Origin of the sequence: Solibacillus sp. FSL W7-1436 (assembly GCF_038007305.1) — a bacterium.
Lineage (GTDB): Bacteria > Bacillota > Bacilli > Bacillales_A > Planococcaceae > Solibacillus.
In genome coordinates this window covers 1683612-1695667 of record NZ_JBBOWV010000001.1, presented here as the reverse complement: position 1 = coordinate 1695667, position 12056 = coordinate 1683612, and the positions used below count along the sequence as shown (strand labels likewise).

Sequence of the window (12056 nt, the reverse complement as noted above, 5' to 3'; positions counted from 1 at the left end):
CGCTTCCCCTCCTTATCCGATTCCCAAATATTTACGCTTTAGCTGTTCGTCTTCGATTAAACCTTGCATTTCCCCTGATTGCACAGTCCGCCCGTCATCAATCAATGTGAATGTATCGCCGATTTTACTCGCCATCATAAAGTTCTGCTCGACAAGGACGATCGATGTATGCTTTTTCATTTCAGTAATTGCTTCCATTACTTTCTCGATCACAATTGGCGCAAGACCTTTGGATGGTTCATCGATTAAAAGCAGCTTACTGTCATTGACAAAAGCCCTTGCCATTGCAAGCATTTGCTTTTGGCCACCCGATAAATTGCCGCCTTGCTTTTTCCAGAACTTTTTCAGATCCGGGAACAACTCTAAAATGTACGCCTGCTTTTGCAATGTTGCGTCCGTTTCTTTCCGGATCGCCACTTTCATGTTTTCCTCTACTGTCAGCTGCCCGAAAATGCCCTGATCTTCCGGCACATAGCCAATACCACTATTCGCAATATCATATGGCGTCATTTTCGTAATATCTTTCCCGTCGAAATGAACCGCTCCTTTCGATGCCGGGGTTAAACCCATTATCGTGCGAAGTGTCGTCGTTTTTCCTGCGCCGTTTCGTCCTAGTAAAACCGATACTTCTCCCGCTTTAGCTTCAAAATTGATACCTTGCAAAATATGATATTGTGAAATAAATGTCTCCACACGCTCCAGCGCTAAAATATTATTCATATGCAAGGCCTCCTAAATACGCTTGTTGTACCGTTTCATTGTTCATAATTTCCTCAGGCGACCCGTCAGCTAACAGCGCGCCGTTGAACAGCACCATAATCGAGTCGGACAGGTCGATAATCATATCCATTTTGTGCTCGATCAATAAAATCGTTTTATCGCCGCGCTCCTTGATTGAACGAATCACATCCAATATTGCCGGTACTTCCTCCAATGACATGCCTGCTGTCGGCTCATCCAATAGTAAAATTTCAGTATCAAGTGCCAGTAACATTCCGATTTCCAGTTTTCTTTTTTCACCGTGAGAAAGCTGGTTCGCCACCTGATGCATTTTGTCGGTTAATAGCACTTGTTCCAAAATTTCGACCGCTTCATTCGTAATGTCTTTATATTTCAAAAAGTGATTGAGCATATGGAAGCGCACTTTTCGTTTCGATTGCACGGCAAGGCGCACATTTTCCAGCACCGTTAAATTCGGAAACACATTCGTAATCTGAAATGATCTTCCAATCCCTAATCGTGTCCGGTCCACCGATGACTTCTTTTGAAGCGACTGTCCTTTAAAGAACACCTCTCCTTCAGTCGGCTCGAGCTCACCGCTAATTAAATTGAAGAATGTTGTTTTCCCCGCACCGTTTGGCCCAATAATTGATTTAAACTGCTTTGCCGTCATTTCAAAATTAATGCTGTCCACTGCTTTATGCTCGCCGAATTTAATCGATAAATTATTTGTCTTTAAAATCGGTTCCATCATCTCACCCTCTCGTTTTGTTGATTTCTATTACGGCATGATTTCATATAGACCTTTATAACAAAAGGCTGTCTTGAAAGTTCCACACTTTTTAGACAGCCTCACGTATTTACTAATTTAAAATAGGAGGTTCCGTTTCTTCTGGAAGTAATTCACGTAGCAATACTGGTACCGGATAATCAAATTCCGCTACTTTTTCAAGGCGGATTGCGTACATTGTCTGTAATGCCTGGTGATCTTCTTCACGGAATGTCATCGTCCCTTTAGGTGTTTCAAATGACATACCTTCCATTAATGGAATCAACGTGTTTCCGTCCGCATCTCCACCTGATGCTTTTAGTGCTTCTACAATCGCAACGGCCGCTGTAAATCCGCCCGGTGTAAACAGATCCGGCACTTCACCATCGAATCGTGCTTTATGCTCTTCTACTAACCAATCATTCACTTCATTTTTCGGTAGTGTATGATGATATACAGAGAAGCCCTCCATACCAACTAATGGCTCCATAAATTGAAGTGCAATAATATCCGGTGCACCCGTTGAAATTTTAATCCCTTTTTCCTGAAGTTTTAAATCTGCAATTTGATTCCAAGGAGAGTTTGCCCCCGCCCATACAACAAATAAGAAGTCCGGTTTCGCATCAATAATTTTCTGCAAATTTGACGTAAAGTCAGTAGCAGCCGGATCTGCATATTCTTCTAACACAATCTCAGCACCTAATCCTTCAGCTGCCGCTTTAAATGCCGATACCCCATCCCAACCGAATGAATAATCCGGTGCGAACGTTGCAATTTTTACACCTTCTCCAGCGATCGCCGCTGCTGCTGCATATGCATCCTGTGAAGAGTTACGCGCCGTTCTGAAAATGTAAGGGTTAAATTCTGAACCTGTAATACTGTCCGCTACTGCTGGTTCTACAATCATAATTTTCTCGTATTCTTCTGCTAGTGGAAGTACTGCCAATGTGTCACCTGAACTTGATGAACCGACTAAGAAATCAACCGCGTCATCCTCTAATAGCTTCGTTGCCTTTTGAACGGCTACTTCGGGTTTCGTTTCTGTATCTTCCCAAACGACTTCGATTTTACGTCCTTCCACTTCCATCGTACCGTCAGTCGCATATTCAAGACCCAACTCGAATCCGTTTTTCGTCTGCTTACCATATGATTCAAGAGCTCCCGTCAACGATGCAAGTACACCGACTTTAACCGGAGTTGTTGATGCAGCTGTTTCTGTTGTTCCGCTCTCACCTTGCTCAGCTGAATTTGTAGTTGATGAATCATCGCCGTCTGTTGAATCACTGTTACATGCAACCAATAAGAAAATCGATAATACCGCAAAAATTAACCATAAACGCTTTTTCATTCAATGTCCCTCCTAGCAAATTTTTCAGCATAGCTATCTGCTTAACCGTAATGTAACATCGCGAAGTTACAAATGAGTTACATTTGAGGAGGGGGCTTTCGGGAAGCACGGATTGCCGGGGGTTTGTGAGCTGATAAAAGCCGGTTTATTTCAGCGAGAGTTTATTTCTTCTAATAAAAACTGTTTTCTTCTAATAAAAATTGATTTGTTCTAATATAATTGCGATCTTCTAATATATCGTGCGGTTGTTCTAATATCACTTCGAAATGTTCTAATATCGTTGCTCAATCTTCTAATATCCTGCCGGCTTCTTCTAATAAACTGTTCAATTGTTCTAATAAAATTACGGTAAGACTTTTATCCAATTCCAATACAGGCAAAATCTGCTCCATTTTAATGCCATTCCAACCTTTTTCTAATATCCGCTCCAGTTCTTCTAATATCGCTCCAACTTCTTCTAATAACGCGCTTAAATGTTCTAATAAACCACTCATTTTTTCTAATAAAATCGCGGCAAGGACTTCTTCCGCCCCTATTACAGGAAATCCTTGCTCAAATGCTCTAATCACCCGCCCGCAATAGACTCTCCCCCATTAAAAAAAGCTATGTCGAAGTTAAATCTTCAACATAGCCCCCAAGCAATCTATTCACATTTTCAAAACAAGCTCATACAGTCGCTCGGTCGGTTCCATCGGTGTGATTTTATATTGGTCGTCCAGTACATCGACACAGCGCTCATAATGTTTGATCGCTTCCCGGCGGTTTCCTAAATAGTAATGGGCAAGCATGAGCAGCCGGTAGCCTTCTTCGTGCCCGTCATCCATTGCAATAATACGGTCTGCCCACCGGATCACCTTCTCAAACTGCTGCAGGCGAACGTAATTTTGGGCGACACGCTCCAAGATGAGGAGTATTTGTTCATTATAATGCGCCTGAACAGGTTCAAGCCATTCCCGTTCCATGTCAGAACAGAACGGGCCATCTACAAGCCGCATCGCCAGTTTCAGCCATTCGTTTGAAAGCTTGGCGGTTTTTTCTTCCAGTCCGCGCTGCACATAATACGTAAAATGGGCAACGTCACTGTGAGCCCAGCGATCTTCCAATTTATATAAATGCTGATGGCGCTTAATAAAATTGCTTTCCTCACGTGCCGATCTAGTCGGCTCCAACGCTTTTAACATCGCATTAAAAACAACTTTGAAATCACGCTGCATCGCTTCTTCATCCTGCTGCCAAATAGCATCGCAAATTTGCTGGCGTGATACAAACTGATCGCGGTGAATATATAAATATAAAAACAGTTCCTTTGCTTTCAGTCGTTTCCACTCTTTATCCTGAATCATTTCATTCTCACGGTAAATTTGCACAGGCCCGAACAACGTCAATGATAGCTCAGTACTTGGCGCTGCAATTATATTCAACTGGCTAAATACGAGCGCCTCCTGCTGCAGCTGTTTTGCGAGTTGAACAAATACAATTAAATAGCGCGGTCCGAAAAGGGTCTTCTTCTCCATGAAAAACGGATAGTCATTCACACATAATTCCCAAAAGCGACGATGATATGTTAACGCAGGCTCTTGATCAGCTGAATTGGCAAAGCAATACGCCAGCCAAAAGGAACAGATCATCTGACCGTACGTATCCTCACTGCGCTCATAATAGGATAATGCCTGTTTTGCCGTATCAATCGCTTCGTCAAAATGGCTGTTTTCTGCCAGTACTTTCGTCAAAGCCGTCAACAGCAATGCCGACATCCAGAAATCCTGTACTTTGTTTGTTTCCCTCAGTCCGATTTGTGCATGGCGCTTCGCCTCAAACACATTGTCGCGGTGATATAAAATAAGCCCCATATAACACTCGGCAGTAATGCGTTTTACATGAATGAGATTGAGGAGCTCAAGTGTCTCATCAAAACAGCCTTTCGCACGTTCGAAATCTTTCCTCTCCATATTTAGCAGTGCCAGCCCTTTGCGCAGCTTTGTCAGGGCAAGTGTATACGGCATATCAACGAGCTCTTCTTTTCCGCCTTCTATTATTCGGCTATACGCTTGCGTGTTTTCACCCATTAATACATCGATCAAAACGAGCAGTAAATCGGTCGTACGGTGCGCTTCTTCCCATTGGAACGGCTTTGACACACGTGCATTCAGCAATTCTTTCGCTTTGTCCAGCTGACCGTGGCGCAAATAAAGACGCGCATCGATATTATTGATGCTTAGCTGCAGGTTTTGCGACTGGCTCCAGCGCAGCGCCTCCCCCGCTTTCCCTAAATTAATGAGGTTTTCGGTATATAAACTATTAATAAGATGCCGTTCCGTATCGCTGACATTCACTTCATTCAGGAAGCTAATCGCCTGCTGTAAATGATGTTCCGCAAAAACCGGCTGAAGTGTATCCAAATAAATATTGGCCAGCCCAAACTGCGAACGCATTAAAAATAACCGGTCCTGTTGCAGCTGCGCTTTTATAAAGCATTCATTGTACGCATTTTTTGCCCGTTCATATTGCGCACGGTAACGCTGGCATTCCCCTTCATAATAAAGAAGCTGATAAGGTTTTTCTTCAATTGAAAAATCTTTCAGCCGTTCGAGTAAAAATTCAAATTGCCCCGCTTCAATAAACTGTTGTGCAAATTGCATCAGCAACTCGATATAGTACCGGTTGTTTTTCAGCTGGGTCGCATGTGTGACAGCCAATACACCTAAGTTTTGATCGGCATAATACCGGGCAGCCTGTTCATGGAATTCCTCATGCAGGTCCGGATAATATTCGCTCAGCCTTTGCTGTAAAAACTGTTGGAACAGTGCATGGAACCGGTATTTTGTTCCCCCTGCCAATGGTGTTATAAACGCAAGCTCATCCAATTTCGGCTTCACTTGCTGGATCCATTCCACCCCGTACAGCTCTGTAATGACTTCAAGAGAAATTACTTGATGAATACCTAACTTTAAAAGCTGCAGCTGCAGTTGCTCATCAAGCTTATCGAATACTTCCGCGGAAAGGTAAGCAAAGAAATTCCCGACCGCCCCTTCCGCGATATCGATAAGCTGTTCCTGACTATATTTCGCTTTATAGCCAAGCAGCATGACCGCCATCGCCCAGCCTTCAGTCATTTGCATAATAAATTCGCTTTGTTCGTCCGTAATTTGCCGGTCAAAAAAAGCTTCGAATAAATACTGGACATCTTCTTCCGCGAAAGTAAATTCCGGCTCTAAACATTCTATCAGCTGATTATTCATACGAAGCATCAACAAACAGCTCCATTCAGGCATTTTCCTTGTTGCGACAATGATATGGAGGTTGGCAGGCAAAAATTGAAGCAGCTGATTCATAATGTAGTTGATCGGAAACACGTGTGATACATGATGATAATCGTCCAGCACAATTAAAAAAGGCTCTTTTATATGGTGCAGTTCATTGGCGATCTGCTTTGAAAGCTGCAGCAGCTCTTCCATATTATGAAACTTTAACGTCTCATCCCAGCCTTTTAATCTTTCGCCGAACGACGGGAAATGCTGTTGAATACTATAGATAAAATGCCGTAAAAACGGAAATATCGAGTCATCATCCGGCGTAATCTGATACCAGGAGGATTTTGTTTTCTGATCGTTTAAAAACTGACTAATAAGCGATGTTTTCCCGTAACCTGCGCTACTATGTAAAATGGTGCACTTTGCATGTGGCCAATCTGAAAGCTTTTTCATTAACTTTGCTCTTCTTAAATAGTTATTGACTGGTGTCGGAGGTATAAGTTTCGAGACAAAAATATGTTGCTCCATGCTTCCCACCCCATCTGTAATTAATTACAAACATATTATCATAAAGCAGAAAATTATTCTTTAAAATACAGAATTTATATAAAACACGATTAATATATAGTATATTAATCTTTCGCGTTGAATATTATAACTTTCAAGAAAAGAAAAAATCCTCTAGTTTATACTAGAGAATTTTATCCATCAGTATTAGTAGAATTATTAAAACAGCAGCGATTGCCATGAAGCCGAAGAAAAAATAGCCAATTATCCGAATCGGCTTCGGCATCTGTCTCATACTATAAGATGCTGGGGTACCTACATGCTTTTGATAATGCTCATCGGCATCGTTGAACGGTTTTTTCTCCATCAAAATTCCCCCTTTATTTTTATATGTACTACTCTTTGGTACAGAAAGTTTCAAAAGAAGCTATAAAATTCACCTTATAACTGTTCGACCAATAATGTATGAAAACCTGTATGAAAATGAATTAATTTTAAAGTAATTTAAGAGAAATGTAAGCGAAACCAATGTCTCTAAATATAGATTTCAAGGCGTTTATCCCCATTCCGGTGTGCTGTTGCCCTTAAAAAAATACTTTACTTAATTTTCTGAATATTTTATAATTATAAAAAGGAGTTGATACACATGCCAAACTATACTTACATTGCATCTGATGAAAATGACGTATCTTACCTATACGAAGATAACAGTGATTGCTACGATCTAGATTGCTTTGACGACAACGATATTTAAAGGAGTATTCATACGACATGGACGGAATTAAATCGATAAAGGATGTGGCGAACTGATTATCGCCACATCCTTTATTATTTTACATATTGAATAAGCCAGTCCGCCCCATCCGCTTTCATCGAGATACCGATAAAGCCGGATTTTAGAAGCTGTTGCTGTGCTTCTGTGCTTTTCATCGGGACAAATTGTTCTTCAGTCCACTCATGCCCTTTATAAGGAAGTGACTTCATAAATACATAGCGCAGTTTCCCGCCATACTTCAGCTTCAATGCTGCAATATGCATATGCTGCGAAAACTTGTCCTTCAAACTTGCGATATTGCCCGGCATGACCGTTGCGCAAACAGTGTTAAACTTCGATTCATCCACTTGCTGCATAATGATGTCCGCCATTGTGCGCTGCAAACCGTAACCACGATAATCCGGATGCACATTGGAAATTTCCTGATACAGCACTTTTCGCAGTTCTTCCTCTGTTTCCAAGCCAATATCATAGCCCAGATGCTCTTTATCGATCATCGGTTCCAGCAATGCCCGGAATGCGATTAGTTTCTCTTCGACGAAAATCCCGATCATCAGTCCGTTCCCGCTTAAAATAAAGCTCAGTTCGTCATTATCGAGCGGCTGCAATATTGCTTTGTCCGGCAATGCATTGACAACTTCCTGCTGCAAAGTAACCAATTCCGGAATATGTGTTTCATCCAATAAATAAACTTCATATCGTTCATTTCCTAAAAATCCTGACGTAATCATTTACTGCACCACACTATGATCACGTGTTAATTCCGCTAAAACAGCCTCATCGACATCGACCCCTAAACCTGCACGTTCATTCAACTGAATATACGGGACATTATATTGAAGGTTTCCGATATCTTTTGAGAATTTTAACGGTCCTGTTAATTCCACACTCGTAAATACTTTGTTCGAAAAGGCTACATGAAAACCGGCTGCAGAACCGACCGAAGACTCGACCATTGAACCGATTTGGCATTCAATTCCCGCCATTTCCGCCATATGGGCAAGCTTCATTGCAGGATACATTCCCCCGCATTTCATCAATTTAATATTCACTTTGTCCGCTGCACGCTTTGCAATAATTTCACGCATTTCACGTACACCGCGTAATCCTTCGTCAATCATGACAGGAATTGATGTTTTCGATTTAATCTCAACCATGCCGTCAATATCATCCGCGCGTACCGGTTGTTCGAGCCAGTCGATGTTCAATTTCTCCAGCTCACGAACTGCTTGCATCGTTGTTGAACTGTTTACCCAACCTTGGTTAACATCAACGCGAATCGCGATTTCACTGCCTACACGTTCACGTACTGCTTTTATGCGGGCAACATCACTTGCTACATCGCGACCGACCTTCATTTTGAATGAGTTGTACCCCATTTCTACACGTTCTGCCGCTTCATTTGCCATTTTTTCCGGTGTACCGATGCTTAGCACATGTGTAATCGGGAACTTTTCATAGTAACGCCCGCCTGTTAATTGATAGGCAGGTACTCCAAGCTTTTTCCCTGTCAGATCAAAGCAGGCGATATCAATTGCCGCTTTGGCAGCCGGCGCACTGTATATGAGCGCATCCATTTTGGCATGGATTTTTTCGAAATTCATCGGGTTTTCCCCAATCATTGCTGGTGCAAGCGTATGTTTTAATACAGCATACGTGCCTTCCAATGTTTCGCCTGTCACGTGTTCATCCGGGACTGCCTCACCCCAGCCGACCAAACCGCACTCCGAAGTCATCTTCACAATAATCGATGGCATGTGCGGATAAGTCCCGTAGCTCACGATAAACGGTTCAATTAATGGTAACTCGATATTAAATAATTCTATTGATTTGATTTGCATTCTTCTTTGCTCTCCTTCATTACTGCGGGCGCTCAATTGTGAATTGCGCACCAATTTTTGCATAGTCATTTCCGGCTAAACGGCTGATTGCGCCAAGTCCTTCCGGATCAATCCGACCATTTTCATACAGACTTTCTTCTATATGATAGTATACGACTTTTCCGATGATCAGGTCGCAGCCTGGCGTTTCATCATCGCCGCCAAGTTCCAGCGCTTTTTCAAGGACACATTCCAGTCGGACTTTTGCTTCCTTTACACCCGGAACATCGATTTTTTCACTCTTTACTAATGACATTCCCGCAACTGCTACTTCACTTTCATTTGACGGCAAGTTAGCTGCTGTTTCATTTACTTGCTCTACATTTTCAGTATCGACAATATGAACGACAAATTGCTCTTTTTCAATAATGTTTCTTGCAGTATCTTTTTTCTCCCCTCTTTTTCGTTGGATACTTACCGAAATCATCGGTGGGTTTGAAGACACTATATTGAAGAAACTAAATGGTGCTGCGTTTACGACACCTTCTTCAGAAACAGATGTGACAAAAGCAATTGGTCTTGGAATAATGGATCCAATCAAAAACTTATAATTTTCACGTTCGGATAATTGTTTCGGATCTATTTTTTTCATAAATTTCGCCTCTTTTCTTATCACTAATTTGACTTTAGAGAACAGAACGTAGCACGTCAATTAATTTATTTCAATTTAAATAGAGGCAAGTATTTTTATACATATCCCTCCAATCCCAATTTTTATGTTATTTTAAGCCCATTTTAACAGGCTTTATTACACTAACCGAAATAAAAATCTCTTTCAGCACTCGAATTTTTTTCTTTTTTAAACATAATTCTTTAGCGTAACTTCAAAAATTCTATTTCATCCAAACTGTTATAAACAGTTTGACCAAAGTTATTTAAAATCAAAATAACATTCAGCTATTGAGGCGAAAACTTAATCAAAACATTGATTTATCAATGCATAAATCATTTTCCCAGTAAATTCCGCGTGTATTAGTAACTGTTATATTATGAGTTCAAAAGTATTTTCATTTAATTTCTTATCTGCATTTGATAGAAATAATATGCACAACTAAGTGTTTTTCGTTATTAAAATAGAAATTATTATATTTTACAATATTATCCTTTTGAATAAATATTGTTATATTGAACTAACACTCAAACCTCGCAAACCCTTGATTTAACAACGTTACAACGCCTTTTTAGCATCGAAAAATATTTACTTTAAGTACAATTTTATTACTCAAAAGAGAAATATATGTTTTTTCGAGATAATTCTTTTTGAAAAATTCTACTTGCGCAAAATAATAAGTTAGTGTTAAGTTAATGTACATGGACGTTCATACTTTAGACATAACTACTTCAAGTAGAAAAATGTCGTATAACCGATATTTATTTTGTGTGAGGGGGAATATTTTTGAAAAAGAATCGTTGGTTAATTGCTGCATCAGCAATCGCTATTCACCTTTCGATCGGTGGAGCTTATGCATACAGTGTGTATAAAAATCCAATCGCTTCTGAGCTTGGATGGGATGCATCACAAATTACAATCGCATTTACAATTATGATGGGGTTAGCAGGTTTTGCTGCAGCACTATTTGGTAGTACAGTAGAAAAATTAGGACCGAGAAAAGCAGCAATGGTTGCCGCAGTACTCTTTGGTTTAGGTCAAGGTGGCGCAGGGATTGCAATCGCTATGGATTCGGTTGTCTTATATTGGTTAACTTACGGGTTATTAAGCGGTCTTGGGATGGGGATCGGTTATATCGCTCCAGTATCAACACTTGTTAAATGGTTCCCTAATCGTCGTGGTTTAGCGACAGGGATGGCTGTATTAGGATTCGGTTCAGGTGCTTTAATTACAGCGCCGGTTGCTGTAAACCTAATGGATGCTGTAGGAATTTCAAATACGTACTTTATTTTAGGTATTAGTTACTTTGTATTAATGATGATTGGCGCACTTTACATCGCTCCACCTAAGCCAGGTGAAGTAGAAGAAGCTGTCGCTACAGGTAAAGCAAAAACACAGGAAATCGCTCAAATGTCAGCACGCGAAGCTGTTCGCACGAAACAGTTCTGGATGCTTTGGGCAATGCACTTAATTAACGTTACATCTGGTTTAATGATGATTTCCGTTGCTTCGCCAATGTCTCAGGAAATTGCCGGCTTATCAGTAGCCGCTGCTGCGACAATGGTTGGTTTAATGGGCTTATTCAATGGTGGCGGTCGTTTACTATGGGCGGCTGGTTCAGATTATATCGGGCGTTCTAACGTATTCGTGATCTTCTTCACGATTCAATTAATTGCCTTTATTACATTACCATTTACGACAAATGCACTTCTTTTACAACTGTTCATTTTCTTAGTAGTTAGTTGTTACGGTGGTGGCTTCTCGAACTTACCAGCATTCGCGAGTGATTTATTCGGTACGAAGCAACTTGGCGTAATTCACGGTTATTTATTAACAACATGGTCACTTGGTGGTATTTTTGGTCCGATTATCGTATCAACAATTCACGAAGCGACAAACAGCTATATTCCAGTATTCTATTTATTCAGCTTCTTAATCGCAATTTCATTAGGTATTTCTTTACTATTACGTTCAGATTTAAACAAAATGAAAAAACAGCGTGCAAAAGAAGAAGCAAGTGCCAACAACAAAGGGAAACAGGGAGCACCTGCTCATTCATAAGGATTATATAGAGATGAAACGGAAGTAACCAACTTCTGTTTCATCTCTTTTCTTTTTCCTCTTATTTCTGCGGGTATTTTCTCTATTACTCTTGAATTTAAGAGTGTTACAATTACTGTAAGGGATGTTTTTTCT

Annotated in this window: 10 protein-coding genes; 1 reads left to right on the top strand and 9 read right to left on the bottom strand. The window is 40.7% G+C overall.

Going from position 1 to position 12056, the window contains the following annotated elements; translation table 11 throughout:
- Positions 1 to 12 precede the first annotated feature (12 nt).
- The 9 genes from MKX73_RS08500 to MKX73_RS08460 all read right to left on the bottom strand — a co-directional run bounded on the left by MKX73_RS08500 (position 13) and on the right by MKX73_RS08460 (position 9842).
- Positions 13 to 720: an ABC transporter ATP-binding protein gene (locus MKX73_RS08500; protein WP_340717061.1), complete on the bottom strand. Its 708-nt coding sequence runs from the start codon at positions 718 to 720 to the stop codon at positions 13 to 15.
- Positions 713 to 1471 (bottom strand): ABC transporter ATP-binding protein, encoded by a 759-nt coding sequence (locus MKX73_RS08495; RefSeq protein WP_340718870.1) that lies wholly within the window; start codon positions 1469 to 1471, stop codon positions 713 to 715. Before MKX73_RS08495 ends, MKX73_RS08500 begins: the two co-directional genes overlap by 8 nt.
- Before the next feature lie 112 nt (positions 1472 to 1583).
- Positions 1584 to 2837: a substrate-binding domain-containing protein gene (locus tag MKX73_RS08490; protein ID WP_340717060.1), complete on the bottom strand. Its 1254-nt coding sequence runs from the start codon at positions 2835 to 2837 to the stop codon at positions 1584 to 1586.
- Positions 2838 to 3121: 284 nt separating this feature from the next.
- Positions 3122 to 3406 (bottom strand): hypothetical protein, encoded by a 285-nt coding sequence (locus MKX73_RS08485; protein ID WP_340717059.1) that lies wholly within the window; start codon positions 3404 to 3406, stop codon positions 3122 to 3124.
- Between the two features lie 78 nt (positions 3407 to 3484).
- Positions 3485 to 6616, bottom strand: a complete 3132-nt coding sequence (locus tag MKX73_RS08480) for a BTAD domain-containing putative transcriptional regulator (protein WP_340717058.1) — start codon at positions 6614 to 6616, stop codon at positions 3485 to 3487.
- A gap of 163 nt (positions 6617 to 6779) precedes the next feature.
- Positions 6780 to 6962 carry an amino acid transporter gene (locus MKX73_RS08475; RefSeq protein ID WP_340717057.1) on the bottom strand — a complete coding sequence of 61 codons (183 nt, stop codon included), beginning with the start codon at positions 6960 to 6962 and terminating at the stop codon, positions 6780 to 6782.
- 461 nt (positions 6963 to 7423) lie between these two features.
- Positions 7424 to 8101 (bottom strand): GNAT family N-acetyltransferase, encoded by a 678-nt coding sequence (locus MKX73_RS08470; protein WP_340717056.1) that lies wholly within the window; start codon positions 8099 to 8101, stop codon positions 7424 to 7426.
- On the bottom strand, positions 8102 to 9211 hold the full coding sequence (locus MKX73_RS08465) for a mandelate racemase/muconate lactonizing enzyme family protein (protein WP_340717055.1): 1110 nt from the start codon (positions 9209 to 9211) through the stop codon (positions 8102 to 8104).
- Between the two features lie 19 nt (positions 9212 to 9230).
- On the bottom strand, positions 9231 to 9842 hold the full coding sequence (locus tag MKX73_RS08460; protein ID WP_340717054.1) for a flavin reductase family protein: 612 nt from the start codon (positions 9840 to 9842) through the stop codon (positions 9231 to 9233).
- 804 nt (positions 9843 to 10646) lie between these two features.
- Here MKX73_RS08460 and MKX73_RS08455 point away from each other — a divergent pair.
- The gene (locus tag MKX73_RS08455) at positions 10647 to 11921 is read left to right on the top strand and encodes an L-lactate MFS transporter (RefSeq protein ID WP_340717053.1); all 1275 of its coding nucleotides are present in this window, start codon (positions 10647 to 10649) and stop codon (positions 11919 to 11921) included.
- The last annotated feature ends 135 nt before the right edge of the window (positions 11922 to 12056 follow it).

What these genes read in the sequence shown, in the direction of transcription:
- MKX73_RS08490 (WP_340717060.1), bottom strand. Translation starts at nt 2,837, where the DNA reads ATGAAAAAGCGTTTATGGTTAATTTTTGCGGTATTATCGATTTTCTTA.
- MKX73_RS08465 (WP_340717055.1), bottom strand. Translation starts at nt 9,211, where the DNA reads ATGCAAATCAAATCAATAGAATTATTTAATATCGAGTTACCATTAATT.
- MKX73_RS08475 (WP_340717057.1), bottom strand. Translation starts at nt 6,962, where the DNA reads ATGGAGAAAAAACCGTTCAACGATGCCGATGAGCATTATCAAAAGCAT.
- MKX73_RS08470 (WP_340717056.1), bottom strand. Translation starts at nt 8,101, where the DNA reads ATGATTACGTCAGGATTTTTAGGAAATGAACGATATGAAGTTTATTTA.
- MKX73_RS08460 (WP_340717054.1), bottom strand. Translation starts at nt 9,842, where the DNA reads ATGAAAAAAATAGATCCGAAACAATTATCCGAACGTGAAAATTATAAG.
- MKX73_RS08500 (WP_340717061.1), bottom strand. Translation starts at nt 720, where the DNA reads ATGAATAATATTTTAGCGCTGGAGCGTGTGGAGACATTTATTTCACAA.
- MKX73_RS08480 (WP_340717058.1), bottom strand. Translation starts at nt 6,616, where the DNA reads ATGGAGCAACATATTTTTGTCTCGAAACTTATACCTCCGACACCAGTC.
- MKX73_RS08495 (WP_340718870.1), bottom strand. Translation starts at nt 1,471, where the DNA reads ATGGAACCGATTTTAAAGACAAATAATTTATCGATTAAATTCGGCGAG.